Genomic DNA, 20,061 nt, shown 5'->3' on the forward strand with positions numbered 1-20,061 from the left:
TGCCGTCAGGCTTCCTGGAGGACTTCCTGGCACACATCGACCCACTGCGCATCCACCAGCTCGGCCATCCGTTGCGGGGCGATGCGGACCGCGCTGTGCACCGCCCCGGCGGCCGGAAGCACTTCGTCGAAGGCTTGCAGCGAGACGTCGCAGTACACCGCCAGCGGCGTCGCCAGGCCGAACGGGCAGACTCCGCCGACCGGGTGCCCGGTCAGCTCGACCACGTCCTCGGCGCCGAGCATCTTCGCCTTGCCGCCGAAGGCGGCCTTGATCTTGCGGTTGTCCAGCCGCGCGTCGCCGCGCGCCACTACCAGTACGGTGCGCTCGCCGACCCGCAGCGACAGGGTCTTGGCGATCCGCCCCGGCTCCACGCCATGGGCCTCGGCGGCCAGGGCGACGGTGGCGGTGCTGGTTTCCAGCTCGATGATGCGCAGGTCCGGGGCTTTCTCGGCGAAGAACCGCCGGACGGATTCGAGGCTCATGGGGTGGGCTCCTTGGCGAAAACCCACGAACTTATGCAAGCGCGCCGAGGCTGTCCAGCACCGCGCGCTCAGGCGAAGCGCACGCAGTAGATCGGCGGCAGGTTGGCGGAGAGCTGCTGCCAGTCCTCCCCGCCGTTCTCGCTGAGCCACAGGCCGCCGGTGGTCGAGCCCATGGCCAGGCGCTCGCCGCTGGGGTCGATGTCCAGGCCGTGGCGGTAGACCAGGTCGTAGGCCGGGCCATCGGGCAGGCCGCGCTCGAGGGTCTCGAAGCTGTGGCCACCGTCGCGGGTGCGGGTGACCACGAAACGGGCGTCCCTGGGAATGCGGCATTCGTCCTTGGTCGCCGGGACGAACCAGGCCGTGTCCGGCTGCCGCGGATGCACGGCGACGGCGAAGCCGAAGCTGGACGGCTCGGCGACCACGCCCTGCCAATGCAGGCCGCCGTCGCGGGAACGGAAGATGCCGTTGTGGTGCTGCACCCAGAGGAACTCCGGGCGCGCCTGGCACTGCACCAGGCGGTGCGGGTCCTGGATCGCCGCCTCCTCGCTCTGCTCCGGCGGCATGTAGTCGGCGCGCATGCCTCTGGTGGTGCAGGTCCAGCTGCGGCCGTCGTCGTGGCTCTGCCAGACGCCGCCGCAAGACACCGCGACGGTGAGGTGGCGACTGTCGCGTGGGTCGACGCAGATGGAATGGATGCCGGGATGGTCGTAGCCGCCGCCGAACCACTGGGCGCGTTCGGGTCGTTCCCAGAGTTCGCGGTTGAGGCGCCAGCTGGCGCCACGGTCGTCGGAACGGAACAGGCCGCCGGGGATGGTCCCGGCCCACAGCGTGCCGGGCCGGTCGGCGCCGCCTGGCTCGAGGATCCACAACTGCTGTAGCGACCAGGGTGGCTCCGCCGCCTGGCCTTCCAGCGGTTCGGCCGCTGGCGGCTGCGGCGGATAGACCGGCACCGCGCATTCCATCCAGTCCGTCGCGCCGGCGTCGCGACGCCACAGCTTGACGCCGAAATGGCCGAGGTTCAGCGCCGCGTAGAGCGCGCCATCGCGCGGGTCGGCGAGGAGCATGCTCAGCGGCTCGCCGAGGAAGTGGCTGGCCATCGGCAGCCACTGGCCCGCCGCGTTGCGCCGCAGCTCGAACAGGCCCTTGCGGGTGCCGACATAGAGTCGCTCGCTCACCGGATGTCCTCCTCTGTTGGTCAACCGCCGCTCAGCGCCTGCACCACGTAGATCTCGCTATCGTCTTGGAGCGGATCGCCCAATCCCCGGCGATCGCGGACCTGCACGCCATCGACGAACAGCGCCACATGCCGGCGCAGACTGCCCTGGTCGTCGAGCAGGTAGCCGCGCAAGCGCGGCTCGCGGGCGAAGGCCGCCTGCAAGGCGGCGGCGACGGTGGCGGCGCCGACGTCCAGCGCGGGCATGGCGACGTGCCGCTGGATGGCCGGGGCGAAGACGATACGGGGCATGCCGAGGCTCGCGGAAATGGCTCTGCCGGAACAGTGTAGAAGCCCTGCAGGCTACGGCTGGCGCGGCCCGCCCAGCGGTCGGCACACTCCGCAGCGACGCTCGTCGGCCATCCCGGGCGCTCGGCGCGGGCCTCCTATACTGCCCCGGCCAGCGAAAAAACCGCCGTCGCCTGTCGATCCGCCGGCCTGCCGTTCGACCAGTTCGGGAGGCGGGCCAGAACGGGCCGTCATTGCGCAGAACAACAAGGAGAACGCAGATGAGATTCATGGTGATCGTCAAGGCCACCCAGGCTTCCGAAGCCGGCGAGATGCCCAGCGAGGAACTGCTCGCGGCGATGGGCCGCTATAACGAGGAACTGGTCAAGGCCGGGGTGATGCTCGCCGGCGAAGGGCTACAGCCCAGCGCCAAGGGCGCCCGGGTGCGTTTCTCCGGCAACGCGCGGACGGTGATCGACGGCCCCTTCGCCGAGACCCGCGAGCTGATCGCCGGTTTCTGGATGTTCCAGGTGGCCTCCCTGGAAGAGGCCATCGAGTGGGTCAAGCGATGCCCGAACCCATTCGACGGCGAATCCGAGATCGAGATCCGCCAGGTCTTCGAGGCCGAGGACTTCGGCGAGGAGTTCACCCCGGAACTGCGCGAGCGCGAGGAGCGTCTGCGCGCCGAGCTGGAAAAACGCAACTGAACCGCCCCGCACTCCGCCAAGAACGAGGAAAGCGCCATGCAAATCGTCCCCTACCTGATCTTCAACGGTAATTGCCGGGAGGCCTTCAGCTGCTACCACCAGCACCTAGGCGGCACGCTGGAGGCCATGCTGCCGTTCGGCGACAGCCCCGAGTGCGGCGACATCCCGGCCGACTGGAAGGACAAGATCATGCACGCACGGCTGGTGGTCGGCAGCTTCGCCCTGATGGCCTCGGACAATCACCCGGCCTATCCCTACGAAGGCATCAAGGGCTGTTCCATCAGCCTCAACGTCGACAGCAAGGCCGAGGCCGAGCGCCTGTTCAACGCCCTCGCCGAGGGCGGCTCGGTCCAGATGCCGCTGGGCCCGACCTTCTGGGCGGCGAGCTTCGGCATGTTCACCGACCGCTTCGGCGTGGCCTGGATGGTCAACTGCGAGCAGGACCGGTAGCGTCCGCTACGCGGGCCCGCCGCCAGGTGAATCGGCGGCGGGCCCGCGTTCCACTGTGCGCGAGTCGCGATCGATAGACGCACTGCTGCGATAATTTAGGTTGCATTTTAAAACCAAAATTCCTAGCCTCCGCTTTAGTTTCATATTGAAACCTTACGGAGCGCTTCGCATGCCATCCTCGCCATCCTCCCTCCCCTCCGCGCTGGTGCTGCTGTTCGCCGTCGCCTGCGGTCTCAGCGTGGCCAACGTCTATTACGCCCAGCCGCTGCTGGACGTCCTCGGTGCCGAGTTCGCCATCGGCCAGGCCGGGGTCGGCCTGCTGTTCGGCGCGACCCAGGCCGGTTGCGCCCTGGCGCTGCTGCTGGTGGTGCCGCTGGGCGACCTGCTGGAGCGGCGCCGGCTGATGTTCGTCCAGCTCCTGCTGCTGGTGCTGTCGCTGCTGCTGGTGGGCTTCGCCGGCGATACCCTCGGCCTGGCGCTGGGGCTGCTCGGACTGGGCCTGCTCGGCACCGCCATGACCCAGGGACTGCTGGCCTACGCCGCGGCGCTGGCGGCGCCTGGCGAGCGCGGGCGGGTGGTCGGCGCGGCGCAGGGCGGCGTGGTGATCGGCCTGCTGCTGGCGCGCAGCCTGGCCGGGCTGCTCGCCGACCTCGGCGGCTGGCGCAGCGTCTACCTGGTCTCGGCAGCGAGCATGGGCGGGCTCGGCCTGCTGCTCTGGCGGGTACTGCCGGCGGCGCCGAGCAACGAACTGGGGCTGACCTACCGGCAACTGCTCGGCTCGATGTTCGGCCTGCTGGCGAGCCAGCGCGTGCTGCAGGTGCGCGGCCTGCTCGGGCTGTTGATGTTCGCCGCCTTCGGGGTGTTCTGGAGCAGCCTGGTATTGCTGCTCGGCGCGCCGCCGCATTCGCTGTCGCACAGCGCCATCGGCGCCTTCGGCCTGGTCGGCGCGCTCGGCGCGCTGGGCGCGGCGCGGGCCGGCAGCCTGGCCGATCGCGGCCACGCCCAGGCGCTCAGCGGCGGCGCCCTGCTGCTGTTGCTGCTGTCCTGGCTGCCGCTCGCCCTCGGCGCGCATTCGCTGGCGGCGCTGATTCTCGGCGTGCTGCTGCTCGATCTCGCCGGCCAGGCGATCCATGTGCTCAACCAGAGCCTGGTCTTCGCCATCGACCCGCGCGCCCACAGCCGCCTGGTGGGTTGCTACATGCTGTTCTACGCCGCCGGCAGCGGCCTCGGCGCCAGCGCCGGCACCGCCATGTACGCCTGGGCCGGCTGGGACGCGGTGAGCCTGCTCGGCGCGGCGATCAGCCTGGCGGCCCTGGCGTTCTGGTGGTTCACCCGTGGCGTTGGCGGCGAAGCGCGTACGGCCTGCGCCAACGGCGCCTGAGCCGGCTTCAATCGAGTTCGCGCAGGCGCTGCTCGATGAAGCGCCGCTCCGGCTCCTGGCGCGCCAGGGCCAGCGCCGCGCGGTAGGCCTCGCGGGCCTCGCGGCGGCGACCGAGACGGCGGCAGAAGTCGGCACGCGCCGAGTGCGCCAGGTGGTAATCGGCCAGTTCACCTCGCGCCAGCAACGCATCGACCACGGCCAGCCCGACCTCGACGCCATCGCGCATGGCCAAGGCCACGGCGCGGTTGAGTTCGACCACCGGCGACGGCGCCAGGTACAGCAGCGCGTCGTAGAGGGCGACGATCCGTGCCCAGTCGGTGTCCTCGGCGCGCGGCGCCTGGGCATGCACCGCAACGATCGCCGCCTGCAGGGTGTAGGGCCCGACGCGGCGGCTGGCCAGGGCCCGCTCGACCAGGCCGAGCCCCTCGACGATCAGTCCACGATCCCACAGAGCGCGGTCCTGCTCGTCGAGCCGCACCAGTTCGCCGCTGGCCGAGATCCGCGCCTGGCGCCGCGAGTCGTGCAGCAACATCAGGGCGAGCAGGCCGAGGGCCTCGGGGTCGGGCAGCAGCTCGACCAGCAGGCGGCCGACGCGGATCGCCTCGCCGCTGAGATCGGCGCGGGTCAGGCTGGCGCCGGTGGAGGCCGAGTAGCCCTCGTTGAACACCAGGTAGATCACTTGCAGGACGTTGCCCAGCCGCTCGGGGAGTTCCTCCAGGGTCGGTACCTGGTAGGGAATCCGGGCCTCGCGGATCTTGTTCTTGGCCCGCACGATGCGTTGGGCGATGGCGCTGGGCGCGGCGAGGAAGGCGCGGGCGATCTCCTCGGTGCGCAGGTCGCAGACCTCGCGCAGGGTCAGCGCCACCTGTGCCTCGGGGGTCAGCGCCGGGTGGCAGCAGGTGAAGATCAGGCGTAGCCGGTCGTCTTCCACCGCATCGCCCTCCTCCGCCGGCGCCTCGGCCTGCTCTTCCAGTTGCTCGGCGAGCAGTCGCTGCGAGGCGTCGAAACGCGCTCGCCGGCGCAGGTTGTCGATGGCCTTGAAGCGCCCAGCGGAAACCAGCCAGGCGCGCGGGTTGCGCGGGATACCGTCGCGCGGCCACTGCTCGACGGCGGCGATGAAGGCGTCGTGCAAGGCCTCCTCGGCCAGCTCGAAATCGCCGAGCAGGCGGATAAGGGTCGCCAGCACGCGCCGCGACTCCTCGCGGTACAGCGCCTCGATGCGGCTGCGCAACGGCTCGCCGTGCTCCCTCAATGGCTGGCCTGCGCATGGCAGCAGGCGCTTTTCGGCGCCTCGTCGTAGCGGTCGTGGTGACGCAGCCAGTCCATGATCGCGTCCTCGTTGCGCCCCCTGGGCGTCAGGTCGAGGAAGTTGTAGGTGGTGAGCAGGATGTCGAGGCCGCGCGCATAGGCCGAATAGGTGTGGAACACCTCGCCCGCCGGATTGCGCAGGAACACGCTGGCACCCGGCATTTCCTCGCCGGCGTCGGGGGTCGGCTGGTAGTTGTAGTCGACGCTGCCGGCGGCCAGTTGCGCCTTGTCGAAGGACACCCCGAAGTCACGGTTGAAATCGCTGCCGTACGAGGAGTACCAGTCGAAACGCCAGCCCATGCGCCGGCGGAACGCCTGGAACTCTTCCAGGGGCGCGCGCGATACCGCCACCAGGCTGACGTCGTGGTGCGCCAGGTGCCGGTTGGCGCCGTCGATGTGGTCGGCGAGGAACGAACAGCCGACGCAGCCTTCGCTCCAGCCCGGCGCGAACATGAAGTGGTAGACGATTAGCTGGCTATTGCCGCCGAACAACTCGGCCAGCGAACGCTCACCGCGCTCGCCCTGGAAGCGGTAGTCCTTGTCCACCCTGACCCAGGGCAGTTCGCGTCGTTCGGCGGCGACCTGGTCGCGCAGGCGGGTGAGTTGCTTTTCCCGCGCCAGCAGGCGGCGACGGGCGTCCAGCCATTGTTCCCGGCTGCTCACCGGGTGGTCCTGCAAAGAAGGATTCATTGCCGATTCTCCACGGAAATTCTCGGTTTTCCAGCCTGCCCGGGGTCGTTCCGCCAGCGGCGCCGGCGCCCGGTCGCCAGGGCGAAGCCGGCCAGCGAAGCGCCGCCGGCGCACAGCAGGGACAGGGATGCGATGCACAGGGGGCACATGCTTCACCTCCGGCGCCGGGCGCCCTCACTCCCATTCCTTGACCGGTCGCACCTCGACGCAGCCGAGCCGTCCCGGCGGAATCTTCGCGGCGATCTGCAGGGCCTGGTTGAGGTCGCGCGCCTCGATCAGGTAGAAGCCGCCGAGTTGCTCCTTGGTCTCGGCGAACGGCCCGTCGGTCATCGCCAGCCGCCCGCCCTGGTGGCGCAGGGTGGTGGCGGCCTGCACCGACTGCAGGGCGTGCGAGGCGATGTAGTGGCCGGCCTTGCCCAACTGGTCGGAGTAGGTCATGCACTCGTCGACGATGGCGGCAAGCTCCTCGGCCGGCACGGCGGCCAGCTTCGCTTCGTCGAAATAGATCAGGCAGAGGTATTTCATGGCGGTGGGCTCCTGGTGCGGATCGACGATCCGTTCGTTCGGTAGTCGCCCGGCGAGGGCGCCTTTCGACAGTGGCGGGGAAAAAAGCCCGCGGCGCGGACGAACGGTCGGCGCTCGCCGTGGAACGCCGCCGACCGCAGCACAAGCCTAGACCCGCCCGACCACCGGGCGCGGGCCGTCGGTCAGGGCTGACGCGGTGCGTAGGGATTCAGGCGGGGATCGCGCAGCGGGCTTTCCCGGGTCGGCCCGGGATCGTCCTGGCGCAGGCGGAGACTGCCGTTGCCGATCTTCAAGCCGTCCTTGGTCGTCGCCTCCCCGTCGGCGCTGGCCGCGTCGCTACCCGGCAGGTCCGGCTCGGCGGCCTCCGGTTGCGGCTGTGGCGCGCTGCCCATGGGCAACGGCGCGACCGGCGGCGCGGCGGGCAACGCTGCCGGCAGCTCGTCCGGCAGGGGCGCGGCGAGGGTCGGTTGGCCCAGGCCGGCGAGCACCATGGCCAGGAGCAGGAAAAGCACACGCGACATGACAAAGCCTCGATAGGCCTCGGGACTTCCACCATAGCCGCGCAACGGCCCCGGCGAGCGAAGTACGGACCGGTGGCATCGCGCATTGGAAAAAGGGAATTCCTGGAATTGTTCGATAGGACCCTGGCCACCTCCGTCAGCTGTCAATCGACTTTTCGAACAACGCGCCCGCCCCCTATTAGAACAGCGCAAAAAAACTCGATCAAAAGTACAGCCTGGGCATGAGGTCGCGGATATAACCTGAAATCGAATTGCGCCCCGGCGTAGTTGCTCCGGTAACACTTCGCAGACGCAGGAGTCGAACGCCACCGAAAAGAAGATAGCACTTGCCAGAGAAACTTCCGCAGGTCCCAACGAACATCCCGGCACGCACTCGCCTCGCCATCTTTCTTCCATTCAAAGACCCGCCCACATGTAAATGAGTGGAGTAGCCAATGACGCTATTGGATATCGAAAAGCTGCTGGACATGACTCACCACATGTCGGTGCACATTCCCATCGAACTGATCATTTCCTGGGAGCAGAGCGAAGAGGCCTGGAGTGTGAAAGACAACTGTCTCAACTTCGTCTATGTCAATCGTCGCTATACCGAACTGATCACCCCGCGGTTCGGCCAGAAGAACTCCCTGCTGTCCCCCTTCAGTGCCAGCATCGAAGAGCACGACAAGCTGGTCATCCAGACCGGCAAGCGCATCGAGGCCCTGGCGCTGCTCAGGCCGGACGACCATCCGGCGCCCTGCTGCCTGTACTTCGAGCGCATGCCGCTGTATGACCGGCGCGGCAACCGCACCGGGGTGATCGCCCATGCCAAGACCCTGACCTCGGTCGCCCCGCGCGGCTTCATCGCCACCGACGGCATCGGTACCTTCACCTTCACGCCCCCCTCGGAGTTGTTCACCTCGCGCGAATGGGACGTGATCTACCTGCTGCTTTCCGGTCTCTCGGAAAAAGAAATAGCCGAACAGATCAGCCGCTCCCTGAGTACCGTCAAGTTTCACAAGAGCAACATCTTCCAGAAGGTCGGTTGCAGTTGCATCGGCGCCTTCAAGGCACTCGCCCGGCAAAAGAAGTGGAACTTCTATATCCCGCCGACCTTCGCCAGCGCCAAGTACATCATCAATCACTAGTCGCGCCTCGCGAGAGCCTTCGGCGTGCCGGGCGACGCTTTTGCCGGCGAAACCGAGCGGTTCGAATGGACAAGGACAACAGCATGTCTCGAAACAATCCTTCGCGTCATTCAATACTCGTCACTTCCAACATAAACGCGGCCAATGATGCGAATCGTCTTTCCGAGCTTTGTCGACAACTGGAAATACGCGGCTATCGGCTCTTCCAGGCGCCAAGCCGCAAGGTCGCCCTGGATTTTCTCGGCAACGCCGCGCACCCCGCCGGCATCCTCCTGCTCGTCGCGGAGCCGACAGGCGAGAACGAGGCCGCACAATTGGCGGCCCTCGATGAACTCCGCCAGGTCGCGCCGTCCATCCCGCTGTTCCTGTTGTTTCGTCAACTGCGCATCGAGCAGTTGTCCAGCCAGCTACTGGACGAGGCCCAGGGATGCTTCAACCTGGCCGCCGGCCCCGCACGCTTCATCGCCGAGCGCATCGACAGCGACCTGCGCGAATGGCGCGCCCCGGCAGGCCCCAGGCGGCTGCGCGACTATGCCCCGCCGGTCCCGCGCACGCCGGTGAGCGCCCGCTACAACGGCCGCGCACGCCTCGACCTGGCGCCGGCCAAGCAGTGGCGGATCGGCTCGGGGAGCACCGCGGAGCGCCTGGCGACACCGCTGAACGACCTCTCCACGGCCTACCGCAAGACGTCCGCAGGAGCCCCGGCGGCGCACGCCGGCGACATCGCCGAGGCCTTTCGCCGGGCGCTCTGGGAAGCCGCTGCGCGGCTCGCCAGGGAGGATGGCGATACGTGGTTCTTCGAGATACTGCGGGGCAACCCGGGGCCTGGCATCGAGGCCGGCCGGGAGACGCCGGCGAAGCGCTGGCACGGGCTCGCCGAGACACTCGACAGCAGTCCTCGGCTGGACCCGCTGCGCGTCGCCCTGAGCGCCCCCGGCCTCGATTCGCGCGGTCGCCCGGCCAGCTTCGGAGTACCCGCCGCGGTGGTCTGCCGCTACCTGCGCCGGCACGGCATCGCCCCGTTGCGCACCGGCGACTATCGCTTCCTGCTGCTGTTTCCCCAGGGCGCCAGGGCGGAACACGCGCAGCCGCTGGTGGACAGGCTGTGCGAATTCAAACGCCGGCACGACGACGATGCGCCGCTGAAGCAGGTGTTGCCGGAGTTGCTCGACAGCTCGCCGCTGTACCGCTACATCGGCCTGCGCGAACTCTGCGCGATGATCCACGAAGCCAGCCTGCGGCTGCACCTGACCGCCCTCGCCGACGCCGCCGCCAGGGCTGCCGGCCACGCCGCGCTGGCGCCGGCCACGGTCTATGGACACCTGGTCAGGGACGAAACCGAAGCGGTGGCGATCGACAGGCTCGGCGGCCGTGTGGTCGCCAGCCTGGTCGGCGTCCATCCGGCGGCCACGCCGCTGCTGTTGCCCGGCGAACGGGTGGCCGAGGAATCGCCGGCGCTGATCGACTACCTGCTGGCCTTGCAGGCCTTCGGCGAGCACTTTCCCGGTTTCGCTCCCGAGTTGCAGGGCATCGAGATCGATGAGCGCGGCCGCTACCGGGTCCGTTGCGTCAGGCCGGCCGCCCTCGCCCGCGGCTCCGGCCTGCGCCTGGCCACGCGCCGGCCGGACTGAGGCGCGCCGTTCAGCGCAGCGCCTTGCTCAACTGGCCACGGTGCTTGAGTTCCAGGCGCTGGACGAAGGCCTGGAGGATGCGCCGGTAGAGTTCGTCGCCGAGCTGGCCGTCCTCGACGCCGGCATCGATATTCGGGTTGTCGTTGACCTCGATGACCAGCACCTTGTCGCCGGCCTGCTTCAGGTCCACCCCGTAGAGGCCGTCGCCGATCCGCCCGGCGGCCTCCAGGGCCAGCTCCAGCACCGCCGGCGGCACCTGCTCCAGCGGCACGGCGCGGCACTCGCCGTTGACGTCCTGGCCGTCGGCCTTGTGGTTGTAGATCTGCCAGTGGCCGCGCGACATGAAGTACTGGCAGGCGTACAGCGGTTGGCGGTCGAGCACGCCGATGCGCCAGTCGTACTCGGTGTAGAAGAACTCCTGGGCCAGCAACAGGACCGAGCGCTCGAACAGCTCGCTCGCCGCCGCCAGCAGTTCGCTGTCGTCGTTGACCTTGACCACGCCACGGGAGAAGCAGCCATCGGGAATCTTCAGCACCAGCGGGAAGCCCAGGCGCCGGGCCACCCGCTGCCAGTCCTGCGGGCGTTCCTTGTAGAGGATCTCGGTGAGCGGCATGCCCAGTTGCCGGCAACCAAGCAGGTCGGCCAGGTAAACCTTGTTGGTGCAGCGCAGGATCGATGCCGGGTCGTCCATCACCACCAGGCCTTCGCGCTCGGCCTTCTCGGCGAAGCGATAGGTATGGTGGTCGACCCGGGTGGTCTCGCGGATCAGCAGGGCGTCGAACTCGGCCAGGCGCGCGTAGTCCTTGCGTCCGATCAGTTCGACGTCGATGCCGAGGCTGGCGCCGACCCGTACGAAGTTGGCCAGCGCCTGCGGGTTGGACGGCGGCAGCGCTTCGTCGGGATCGTGGAGGATCGCCATGTCGTAGCGCGCCACCCGCCGCGAACGCGGCATGCGCCAGGCGCGCCGGCTGAAACCGTCGAGGGCGTCGGCGAAAACGTCCTCCTGGTCGCTGCGCAGGCGGTTCAGCACGCCAGGGCGCACGCCCTCGATATGCCAGCCCTGCTGGCGACGGAACTCCACCAGCAGGATCGGACAGGGAAAGGCTTCGAACAACTGGCGGGCGAGGTCGGCCAGTGGCTCGAACTCGGTATGGCCGAAATACAGGGTCAGGGTGAAGCCGTCGGTGGCGCCATAGGGCGTACGGCACAGCGCCTTGTCCAGGGCCTTGTCGAGGCCACCCAGGGCCAGCCCGTACACCGACTTGCGAGCCAGTTCGCTGATGCAGCGCAGCGACGGGATCACCCGGTGGCCACGGGCCTCGGCCAGCAGCGAACAGTAGTAGCCTAGGCCGAGGTACTTGTAGCCGCGGCACAGGTTGATCACCTGCACGCGGCGGCCGCCGTGGTCGCGCGCCGATTGCTCGAGGTATTCCTGGGCGGTGAGTACTTCCTCGCTGGGCAGGTAGGAGGCCCAGTCCTCGCGTCGCTCGACGACGATCATCAGGCGGCTGCCGAGGTCGGCGAGAGCCGGCGGTCGGGGTTGCTCGACGGGGGTCATGCGGAGCGACCCGTCGAGGGTGGCTAACGAGGCTGCTGACATGAGTGGCGGTATCCTCTGAATGACGGTACCTGCCGTTCTAGACCTGCCGGCGCCTCCTGTCGCGCCTCGTTACGCAAGCTTTACGGGCGCCGCCGCCAGACGCCGGCGCGGCAACCGGCCAGGGCCGCCGGGCACCGCGCCGCGAGTGCCGAGGAGCATTTTTACGCTGGCGTTGCGCGCTCGTCAGGCCAGGCTGTCGAGCACCCCGCCGTCGACCCGCAGGGCCGCGCCGGTGGTCGCCGAGGCCTGGGTCGAGCAGGTGTAGACCACCAGGTTGGCGACTTCCTCGGGCGTCGCCAGGCGCTGGATGATCGAACTGGAACGGTGCTGCCGGACAAAGGCGGTGCCGGCCTCTTCTATGCTCTGCCCGGCCTTCTGCGCATCCTCGCGGAGCATCTCGGCGACGCCTTCGGTGAGGGTCGGTCCGGGCAGCACCGCATTCACCGTCACCCCGGTGCCGGCCAGGCGCTTGGCCAGGCCGCGCGACACCGAGAGGTTGGCGGTCTTGCTGAAGCCGTAGTGGATCATGTCCGCCGGGATGTTCAACGCCGATTCCGAAGACAGGAACACCACTCGCCCCCAACCGCGCTCGACCATTCCCGGGACGTAGGCGCGGGCCAGGCGCACCCCGGACATCACGTTGACCTCGAAGAAGCGGCTCCACTCGGCGTCCTCGATGTCGAAGAAGTCCTTCAGCTCGAAGATGCCCAGGTTGTTGACCAGGATGTCCGCCTTCGGCTCGGCCGCAACGAAAGCCGCGCAGCCTTCCGCCGTGCCCAGGTCGCCGGCGACGCCGCGCACCCTGGCATCCGGCTGGCCGTTCCGGATCGCCGCGATCGCACGGTCCACCGCCGCCTGGCTGCGTCCGTTGACCACCACGGTGGCGCCGGCGGCGGCGAGGCCGCTGGCGATGGCGAAGCCGATGCCGGCGGTGGAACCGCTGACGATTGCCAGTTTGTCGCTCAGATCGATCTGCATGGGAGTCTCCTGTCGAGTGACGAACCGCTCAGGAACGCGGCTCGGGGAACAGACGACAGCCTAGACCAGCCAGCGTTCCGTGCCCGTTCCTGGCCTCAGAGACGCAGGCCGAGGTTGATCATCGCCGCCGAATTGCCGAGCAGCACCAGCTCGCTGCCTAGCGGGCCGAAGCGAACGCCCACCGAGGGGATGATCGCCGGCGCGACGCCGAAGCGGTTCAGCGGGATCTTGTCGCGGTATTCGCCGCGATAGCCCTGCAACAGGCCGCCGGTGAGCTTCAGGTAGACCGGGTAGCTGTCACTGTCGAAACGCTTGCCCAGGTAGGCGTAGTTGGAGCGCTGGCTGAACGAGTTGCGGAAGGTCGCACCGCCGGCCAGCACGCCATCGGCGCGGTTGTATTCGAGGCCGAGCAGGTCCTGGTGATTGTTGTGTTCAGGGTCCGGGTTGAAATGCCGGGTGTAGACGCTGGTCTGCAGGTACCAGAAGTCGCCGTCGTCGGCAGCCCAGGCAGGTGCGGCGAGCACGGCCAGCAGGCTGAGGATGAGATAGCGCATGTGGACTCCAGGCGGCCGTCGCCAGGGAAGGAAGGCAAGACGTGACGGCTTGCGCCTCGCAGCGTGAATTCTGCTGAACCCGGCCTGAATCGGGCCTGAACGAAGCCTGAACAATTTCTGAACGAACCGTCAGAAAACCCCGGAATGGCTCAAGAACGGACCTCGGCGAAACGTTCGGAAAACCGAACGCCATGCCCCGAAAATATTCGGAAGAGCGGACGAAAGGCCATTTCGGGGCATTTTCATCCAAATTTAATTTCTTTTACTTTCAAACGGTTAGGCTAAAAAAAACCGGATTTCATAAGCTGGCATGCATCCTGCCACTACACTATTCGGCAAGCACGATACTCTCGTGGCTTCCCCCGCCGGGGAAAACCGCGAAACACCCTGTCCCGGAGAGGCCAGGCGCTCGCGGCTCAATAAAAATCAAAACAAGTCGAGGAAGAAATTCATGCGTATCGCTCCCAGTCTGCTGAGCACCGCCATCGTGGCCGCTCTGTTGTCCGCTCCGGTCGTCGCTGACGAGCTCACCGGCACGCTGAAGAAGATCAAGGAAACCGGCACCATCACCCTCGGTCACCGTGACGCTTCGATTCCCTTCTCCTACCTCGGCACCGAGCCGGGCAAGCCGATCGGCTACTCCCACGACCTGCAACTGAAAGTGGTCGAGGCGGTGAAGAAGGAACTCAACCTCCCCGAGCTGAAGGTCCGCTATAACCTGGTCACCTCGCAGACCCGCATCCCGCTGGTGCAGAACGGCACCGTGGACATCGAGTGCGGCTCCACCACCAACAACGAAGAGCGCCAGAAGCAGGTCGACTTCTCCGTCGGCATCTTCGAGGTCGGCACCCGCCTGCTGTCGAAGAAGACCGCCAACATCAAGGACTTCGACGACCTCAAGGGCAAGAACGTGGTGACCACCGCCGGCACCACCTCCGAGCGCCTGCTCAAGGCCATGAACGCGGACAAGAAGATGGGCATGAACATCATCTCCGCCAAGGACCACGGCGAGTCCTTCATGATGCTCGAATCCGGCCGCGCGGTGGCCTTCATGATGGACGACGCGCTGCTCTACGGCGAAATGGCCAAGGCCAAGAAGCCGGACGACTGGGTCGTCGGCGGCACCCCGCAGTCCTTCGAGATCTACGGCTGCATGGTGCGCAAGGGCGACGCGGCGTTCAAGAAAGTGGTCGACAAGGCCATCACCGATACCTACGCCTCCGGCGAGGTCAACAAGATCTACGACAAGTGGTTCACCCAGCCGATCCCGCCGAAGGGCCTGAACCTCAACTTCCCCATGAGCGAAGAGCTGAAGAAGCTGATCGCCAGCCCGACCGACAAGGCCGCCGAGCAGATGTAACGAGCGCCTGGCGTTCCTCCCGGAGCGCCAGCGCTTCGCGCGTCGCCCCCGCCTCGCAGCGGGGCCTCGGGGACGCGGGAGGGGCCTGCCCCTCCCCAGCCGTCTCCCCCGGAAGAGCAGCGCCGCCGGCCCGCACGGCCGCGCCAGCGCCTGCCTTCCCCGCCAGTGTCTGCAACCGATTGAACCGAGGGGAAACCCCAACATGAATTACAACTGGGACTGGGGCGTGTTCTTCAAGTCCACCGGGATCGGCAGCGAAACCTACCTCGACTGGTACATCGCCGGTCTGGGCTGGACCATCGCCATCGCCCTGGTCGGCTGGATCATCGCCCTGGCGCTGGGCTCGCTGCTCGGCGTCATGCGCACCGTGCCGAACCGCCTGGTATCGGGGATCGCCACCGCCTACGTGGAAATCTTCCGCAACGTGCCGCTGCTGGTGCAGCTGTTCATCTGGTACTTCCTGGTACCCGACCTGCTGCCCGAGGGCCTGCAGACCTGGTTCAAGCAGGACCTCAACCCGACTACCTCGGCCTACCTCAGCGTGGTCGTCTGCCTCGGCCTGTTCACCGCCGCGCGGGTCTGCGAGCAGGTGCGCACCGGCATCCAGGCGCTGCCCTACGGGCAGACCTCGGCGGCCCGCGCGATGGGCTTCCGCCTGCCGCAGATCTACCGCCACGTGCTGCTGCCGCAGGCCTTCCGGATCATCATCCCGCCGCTGACCTCGGAGTTCCTCAACATCTTCAAGAACTCCTCGGTGGCGTCGCTGATCGGCCTGATGGAGCTGCTGGCGCAGACCAAGCAGACCGCCGAGTTCTCCGCCAACCTGTTCGAGGCCTTCACCCTGGCCACGCTTATCTACTTCACGCTGAACATGAGCCTGATGCTGATCATGCGCCTGGTGGAGAGAAAGGTCGCCGTACCGGGCCTGATCTCCGTAGGAGGTAAATGATGGACTTCAGTGGAATCGTTCCCGCCCTGCCGAGCCTCTGGGAAGGCATGCTGATGACCCTCAAGCTGATGGTCCTCGGCGTCCTCGGCGGCGTCGCGCTGGGTACCGTGCTGGCGCTGATGCGGCTGTCGCACAGCAAGTTGCTGTCGAACATCGCCGGCTTCTACGTCAACTACTTCCGCTCGATCCCGCTGCTGCTGGTGATCACCTGGTTCTACTTCGCGGTGCCCTTCATCCTGCGCTGGATCACCGGCGAGGACACCCCGGTGGGGGCGTTCACCTCCTGCCTGGTGGCCTTCATGATGTTCGAGGCGGCCTACTACTGCGAGATCGTCCGCGCCGGCATCCAGGCCATCCCGAAAGGCCAGATGGGCGCCGCCCAGGCACTGGGCATGACCTACGGGCAGACCATGCGCCTGGTGATCCTGCCGCAGGCGTTCCGCAAGATGACCCCGCTGCTGCTGCAACAGAGCATCATCCTGTTCCAGGACACCTCGCTGGTCTATACCGTCGGCCTGATGGACTTCCTCAATTCGGCCCGTTCGCGCGGCGACATCATCGGCCAGGCCAACGAGTTCCTGATTTTCGCCGGCCTGGTCTACTTCGTCGTAAGCTTCACCGCCTCGTTCGCCGTCAAACGTCTGCAGAAAAGGTTAACCGTATGATTTCCATCAAGAATGTCAGCAAGTGGTATGGCGACTTCCAGGTCCTGACCGACTGCTCCACCGAGGTTGCGAAAGGCGAAGTGGTGGTGGTCTGCGGGCCGTCGGGCTCGGGCAAGTCGACCCTGATCAAGTGCGTCAACGCACTGGAACCCTTCCAGAAGGGCGACATCGTCGTCGACGGCACCTCCATCGCCGATCCGAAGACCAACCTGCCCAAGCTGCGCTCGCGGGTCGGCATGGTGTTCCAGCATTTCGAGCTGTTTCCCCACCTGAGCATCACCGAGAACCTGACCATCGCGCAGATCAAGGTACTCGGCCGCAGCAAGGAAGAAGCCACCAAGAAGGGCCTGGCCCTGCTCGAGCGCGTCGGTCTCAAGGAGCACGCGCACAAGCACCCCGGCCAGCTCTCCGGCGGCCAGCAGCAGCGCGTGGCGATCGCCCGCGCGCTGGCGATGGACCCGGTGGTGATGCTGTTCGACGAGCCGACCTCGGCGCTCGACCCGGAAATGGTCAACGAAGTGCTCGACGTGATGGTCCAGCTGGCCCACGAAGGCATGACCATGATGTGCGTGACCCACGAGATGGGCTTCGCGCGCAAGGTCGCCAACCGGGTGATCTTCATGGACCGCGGGCAGATCGTGGAAGACTGCGAGAAGGAGGAGTTCTTCGGCGACGTCAGCGCCCGCTCCGAACGTGCCCAGCAGTTCCTCGCCAAGATCCTCCCGCACTGATGTACCCGCCCTCGCCGGCCCGCCCGGCGGGGGCCTGCTCCACCCTCGCCTGCGATAACAATAAATAGGGAAAGCCCATGCAACCTGTGCTCTTCAGAACCCTGTCCCTCGGCGTCGCCATTGCCGCCGCATCCTCCTCGGCCTTCGCCGCCACGCTCGACGGCGGCGCCGTCGCCGCGCCCGACGAGTACGGCGCCAAGGTCGCCGCGCAGATCCTCAAGGCCGGCGGCAACGCGGTGGACGCCGCGGTGGCCACCGCCTTCACCCTGGCGGTCACCTACCCCGAGGCCGGCAACATCGGCGGCGGCGGCTTCATGACCCTGTACATGGACGGCAAGCCGTACTTCCTCGACTACCGCGAGGTGGCGCCGAAGGCCGCGAGCAAGACCATGTACCTGGACGACAAGGGCGAGGTGATCGAGAACCTCAGCCTGGTCGGCGCCAAGGCCGCCGGCGTGCCGGGCACCGTGATGGGCCTCTGGGAAGCCCACAAGCGGTTCGGCAAGCTGCCCTGGAGCGAGCTGCTGACCCCGGCCATCGGCTACGCGCAGAAGGGCTTCAAGGTCGCCGACAAGCAGTTCCAGTACCGCCAGGACGCCGTCGCCCTGTTCAACGGCAAGACCAACTTCGGCGACTACTTCGGCCACATGAAGGCCGGCGAGGCGTTCCTCCAGCCGGACCTGGCGAAGACCCTGGAGCGTATCGCCGACAAGGGCCCGGACGAGTTCTACAAAGGCCATACCGCCGACCTGCTGGTGGCACAGATGCAGCAGGACAAGGGACTGATCACCCACCAGGACCTCGCCGACTACAAGGTCAGGTGGCGCGAACCGATGCGCGTCGACTGGCAGGGCAACACGCTCTATACCGCGCCGCTGCCAAGCTCCGGCGGGATCGCCCTGGCCCAGTTGCTGGGCATCAAGGAAAACCGTGCCGCCGACTTCAAGGGCGTCGAGCTGAACTCCGCGCGCTACATCCACCTGCTGGCGGAGATCGAGAAACGCGTGTTCGCCGACCGCGCCGACTACCTCGGCGACCCGGACTTCTCCAAGGTCCCGGTGGCGCGCCTGACCGATCCGGCATACCTGAAGCAGCGTGCCGCCGAGGTCAATCCGACGGCGATCTCGCCGACCGAGAAGGTCCGTCCCGGCCTGGAGCCGCACCAGACCACGCACTTCTCCATCGTCGACGCCGACGGCAACGCGGTGAGCAACACCTACACCCTCAACTGGGACTTCGGCAGCGGCGTGGTGGTCAAGGGCGCTGGCTTCCTGCTCAACGACGAGATGGACGACTTCAGCGCCAAACCGGGCGTGGCCAACGCCTTCGGCGTGGTCGGCAGCGACGCCAACGCCATCGAGCCGGGCAAGCGCATGCTCTCCTCGATGAGCCCGAGCATCGTCACCCGCGACGGCAAGGTCAGCCTGGTGGTCGGCACTCCCGGCGGCTCGCGGATCTTCACCTCGATCTTCCAGGTGCTGAACAACATCTACGACTTCCACCTGCCGCTGGAGAAGGCCGTGGCCGCGCAGCGCGTGCACCACCAGTTGCTGCCCAAGGACACGATCTACTACGACGCCTACGCGCCGCTCGCCGGCAAGGTCGCCGAGGAGCTGAAGGCGATGGGCTACACCCTGGAGGACCAGGGCTGGAACATGGGCGATATCCAGGCCATCCGCGTCGACGGCAAGGCCCTGGAGACCGCCTCCGATCCCCGTGGCCGCGGCGTCGGCCTGGTGGTGAAACCCTGACAGGACGGCGGGCGGCCCGCCGCCCGCGCCTGATTGCGTGCAACGACGATAACCCTACCAACCTACCGACACGAGATATCGCCATGAAGCCATTGCTCCACGCGTTCGCCCCCGGTGTTATGGCCCTGATGCTCCTGCTGCCGCAGGCCGCCCAGGCCAAGGAAGTCGCACCGCAACAGAAACTGTCCAACGTGGTCATCCTGGCCACCGGCGGCACCATCGCCGGCGCCGGCGCCAGCGCCGCCAACAGCGCCACCTACACCGCCGCCAAGGTGCCGGTCGACCAGTTGCTGGCCAGCGTGCCGCAGCTCAAGGACATCGCCAACGTCCGCGGCGAACAGGTGTTCCAGATCGCCTCGGAAAGCTTCACCAACGAGAACCTGCTGGAACTGGGCAAGACCGTCGCCAAGCTGGCCGATAGCGACGACGTCGACGGCATCGTGATCACCCACGGTACCGACACCCTGGAAGAGACCGCCTACTTCCTGACCCTGGTCGAGCACACCGAGAAGCCTATCGTGGTGGTCGGCTCGATGCGCCCGGGCACCGCGATGTCCGCCGACGGCATGCTCAACCTGTACAACGCCGTGGCGGTGGCCGGCGACAAGTCGGCACGCGGCAAGGGCGTGCTGATCACCATGAACGACGAGATCCTCTCCGGCCGCGACGCGAGCAAGATGGTCAACATCAAGACCGAAGCGTTCAAGAGCCCGTGGGGCCCGCTGGGCATGGTGGTCGAAGGCAAGAGCTACTGGTTCCGCGCACCGGTGAAGCGGCACACGGTGAACTCCGAGTTCGACATCAAGCAGATCTCCGCGCTGGCTCCGGTGGAAATCGCCTACAGCTACGGCAACGTCAGCGACACCGCCTACAAGGCCCTGGCCCAGGCCGGCGCCAAGGCGATCATCCATGCCGGCACCGGCAACGGCTCGGTGCCCGCGCGCGTGGTGCCGACCCTGCAGGAACTGCGCAAGCAGGGCGTGCAGATCATCCGCTCCTCGCACGTCAATGCCGGCGGCTTCGTCCTGCGCAACGCCGAGCAGCCGGACGACAAGAACGACTGGATCGTCGCCCACGACCTGAACCCGCAGAAGGCGCGCATCCTGGCCGCGGTCGCGATGACCAAGACCCAGGACAGCAAGGAGCTGCAACGGATCTTCTGGGAATACTGAGTGAACCCTTCCGGCGCCGCCTGCCGGCCGTGCCGGAA

General features: G+C 67.2%; 21 protein-coding genes. 11 read left to right on the forward strand and 10 right to left on the reverse strand.

Annotated features, from left to right (window positions below; all coding sequences use genetic code 11):
- Positions 1 to 5: 5 nt before the first annotated feature.
- The 3 genes from AC1RB9_RS18800 to AC1RB9_RS18810 form a co-directional block, all read right to left on the reverse strand.
- Positions 6 to 482 carry a YbaK/EbsC family protein gene (locus tag AC1RB9_RS18800; protein ID WP_003086914.1) on the reverse strand — a complete coding sequence of 159 codons (477 nt, stop codon included), beginning with the start codon at positions 480 to 482 and terminating at the stop codon, positions 6 to 8.
- A 68-nt stretch (positions 483 to 550) separates the two neighbouring features.
- Positions 551 to 1,657, reverse strand: a complete 1,107-nt coding sequence (locus AC1RB9_RS18805; RefSeq protein WP_003120473.1) for a WD40/YVTN/BNR-like repeat-containing protein — start codon at positions 1,655 to 1,657, stop codon at positions 551 to 553.
- A gap of 20 nt (positions 1,658 to 1,677) precedes the next feature.
- A complete protein-coding gene (locus tag AC1RB9_RS18810; protein WP_003086912.1) occupies positions 1,678 to 1,947 on the reverse strand; it encodes a MoaD/ThiS family protein in 270 nt (89 codons plus the stop codon).
- A 257-nt stretch (positions 1,948 to 2,204) separates the two neighbouring features.
- Here AC1RB9_RS18810 and AC1RB9_RS18815 point away from each other — a divergent pair, with 257 nt between their 5' ends.
- From AC1RB9_RS18815 to AC1RB9_RS18825, 3 genes are all read left to right on the forward strand, one after another.
- Positions 2,205 to 2,630, forward strand: coding sequence for a YciI family protein (locus AC1RB9_RS18815; protein ID WP_003086910.1), 426 nt, complete (start codon positions 2,205 to 2,207; stop codon positions 2,628 to 2,630).
- A 36-nt stretch (positions 2,631 to 2,666) separates the two neighbouring features.
- The gene (locus AC1RB9_RS18820; protein ID WP_003082839.1) at positions 2,667 to 3,080 is read left to right on the forward strand and encodes a VOC family protein; all 414 of its coding nucleotides are present in this window, start codon (positions 2,667 to 2,669) and stop codon (positions 3,078 to 3,080) included.
- Between the two features lie 169 nt (positions 3,081 to 3,249).
- On the forward strand, positions 3,250 to 4,461 hold the full coding sequence (locus AC1RB9_RS18825) for an MFS transporter (protein WP_016253673.1): 1,212 nt from the start codon (positions 3,250 to 3,252) through the stop codon (positions 4,459 to 4,461).
- Positions 4,462 to 4,468: 7 nt separating this feature from the next.
- Here the strand turns inward: AC1RB9_RS18825 and AC1RB9_RS18830 are convergent, their stop codons facing one another.
- The 4 genes from AC1RB9_RS18830 to AC1RB9_RS18845 all read right to left on the reverse strand — a co-directional run bounded on the left by AC1RB9_RS18830 (position 4,469) and on the right by AC1RB9_RS18845 (position 7,505).
- Positions 4,469 to 5,692 carry an RNA polymerase sigma factor gene (locus tag AC1RB9_RS18830; RefSeq protein ID WP_003082803.1) on the reverse strand — a complete coding sequence of 408 codons (1,224 nt, stop codon included), beginning with the start codon at positions 5,690 to 5,692 and terminating at the stop codon, positions 4,469 to 4,471.
- Between the two features lie 17 nt (positions 5,693 to 5,709).
- Positions 5,710 to 6,459 carry a DUF899 domain-containing protein gene (locus AC1RB9_RS18835; RefSeq protein WP_003449528.1) on the reverse strand — a complete coding sequence of 250 codons (750 nt, stop codon included), beginning with the start codon at positions 6,457 to 6,459 and terminating at the stop codon, positions 5,710 to 5,712.
- Between the two features lie 174 nt (positions 6,460 to 6,633).
- On the reverse strand, positions 6,634 to 6,984 hold the full coding sequence (locus tag AC1RB9_RS18840) for a YciI family protein (protein ID WP_003449526.1): 351 nt from the start codon (positions 6,982 to 6,984) through the stop codon (positions 6,634 to 6,636).
- Positions 6,985 to 7,166: 182 nt separating this feature from the next.
- Positions 7,167 to 7,505, reverse strand: coding sequence for a hypothetical protein (locus AC1RB9_RS18845; RefSeq protein WP_003112384.1), 339 nt, complete (start codon positions 7,503 to 7,505; stop codon positions 7,167 to 7,169).
- A 434-nt stretch (positions 7,506 to 7,939) separates the two neighbouring features.
- Between AC1RB9_RS18845 and AC1RB9_RS18850 the strand changes: the two genes are divergently transcribed.
- Both AC1RB9_RS18850 and AC1RB9_RS18855 read left to right on the forward strand, forming a co-directional pair.
- On the forward strand, positions 7,940 to 8,632 hold the full coding sequence (locus AC1RB9_RS18850; protein ID WP_003082787.1) for a helix-turn-helix transcriptional regulator: 693 nt from the start codon (positions 7,940 to 7,942) through the stop codon (positions 8,630 to 8,632).
- Between the two features lie 65 nt (positions 8,633 to 8,697).
- Entirely contained in the window at positions 8,698 to 10,263 is a 1,566-nt protein-coding gene (locus tag AC1RB9_RS18855) for an aminotransferase class I/II-fold pyridoxal phosphate-dependent enzyme (RefSeq protein WP_003159884.1), read from the forward strand.
- A 10-nt stretch (positions 10,264 to 10,273) separates the two neighbouring features.
- Here the strand turns inward: AC1RB9_RS18855 and AC1RB9_RS18860 are convergent, their stop codons facing one another.
- The 3 genes from AC1RB9_RS18860 to pagP all read right to left on the reverse strand — a co-directional run bounded on the left by AC1RB9_RS18860 (position 10,274) and on the right by pagP (position 13,395).
- On the reverse strand, positions 10,274 to 11,863 hold the full coding sequence (locus AC1RB9_RS18860; protein ID WP_016253675.1) for a RimK family alpha-L-glutamate ligase: 1,590 nt from the start codon (positions 11,861 to 11,863) through the stop codon (positions 10,274 to 10,276).
- A gap of 183 nt (positions 11,864 to 12,046) precedes the next feature.
- Complete coding sequence (locus tag AC1RB9_RS18865; RefSeq protein ID WP_003082773.1) at positions 12,047 to 12,841, reverse strand: SDR family NAD(P)-dependent oxidoreductase; 795 nt, start codon at positions 12,839 to 12,841, stop codon at positions 12,047 to 12,049.
- Positions 12,842 to 12,936: 95 nt separating this feature from the next.
- Positions 12,937 to 13,395, reverse strand: coding sequence for a palmitoyltransferase PagP (pagP, locus tag AC1RB9_RS18870; protein ID WP_003082771.1), 459 nt, complete (start codon positions 13,393 to 13,395; stop codon positions 12,937 to 12,939).
- 451 nt (positions 13,396 to 13,846) lie between these two features.
- Between pagP and AC1RB9_RS18875 the strand changes: the two genes are divergently transcribed.
- The 6 genes from AC1RB9_RS18875 (at position 13,847) to AC1RB9_RS18900 (ending at position 20,023) form a co-directional block, all read left to right on the forward strand.
- On the forward strand, positions 13,847 to 14,755 hold the full coding sequence (locus AC1RB9_RS18875; protein WP_003082770.1) for a glutamate/aspartate ABC transporter substrate-binding protein: 909 nt from the start codon (positions 13,847 to 13,849) through the stop codon (positions 14,753 to 14,755).
- Positions 14,756 to 14,957: 202 nt separating this feature from the next.
- Complete coding sequence (locus AC1RB9_RS18880; protein ID WP_003082767.1) at positions 14,958 to 15,704, forward strand: amino acid ABC transporter permease; 747 nt, start codon at positions 14,958 to 14,960, stop codon at positions 15,702 to 15,704.
- Positions 15,701 to 16,369, forward strand: coding sequence for an amino acid ABC transporter permease (locus AC1RB9_RS18885; protein WP_003082765.1), 669 nt, complete (start codon positions 15,701 to 15,703; stop codon positions 16,367 to 16,369). Before AC1RB9_RS18880 ends, AC1RB9_RS18885 begins: the two co-directional genes overlap by 4 nt.
- Positions 16,366 to 17,100 carry an amino acid ABC transporter ATP-binding protein gene (locus tag AC1RB9_RS18890; RefSeq protein ID WP_003082761.1) on the forward strand — a complete coding sequence of 245 codons (735 nt, stop codon included), beginning with the start codon at positions 16,366 to 16,368 and terminating at the stop codon, positions 17,098 to 17,100. The genes AC1RB9_RS18885 and AC1RB9_RS18890 overlap by 4 nt, the downstream gene beginning before the upstream one ends.
- 77 nt (positions 17,101 to 17,177) lie before the next feature.
- Positions 17,178 to 18,851 (forward strand): gamma-glutamyltransferase, encoded by a 1,674-nt coding sequence (gene ggt, locus AC1RB9_RS18895; RefSeq protein WP_003086881.1) that lies wholly within the window; start codon positions 17,178 to 17,180, stop codon positions 18,849 to 18,851.
- Positions 18,852 to 18,934: 83 nt separating this feature from the next.
- Positions 18,935 to 20,023, forward strand: a complete 1,089-nt coding sequence (locus AC1RB9_RS18900) for an asparaginase (RefSeq protein ID WP_003104093.1) — start codon at positions 18,935 to 18,937, stop codon at positions 20,021 to 20,023.
- Positions 20,024 to 20,061 lie beyond the last annotated feature (38 nt).

The sequence above is a fragment of the Pseudomonas sp. 20-5 genome (genome assembly GCF_056782835.1).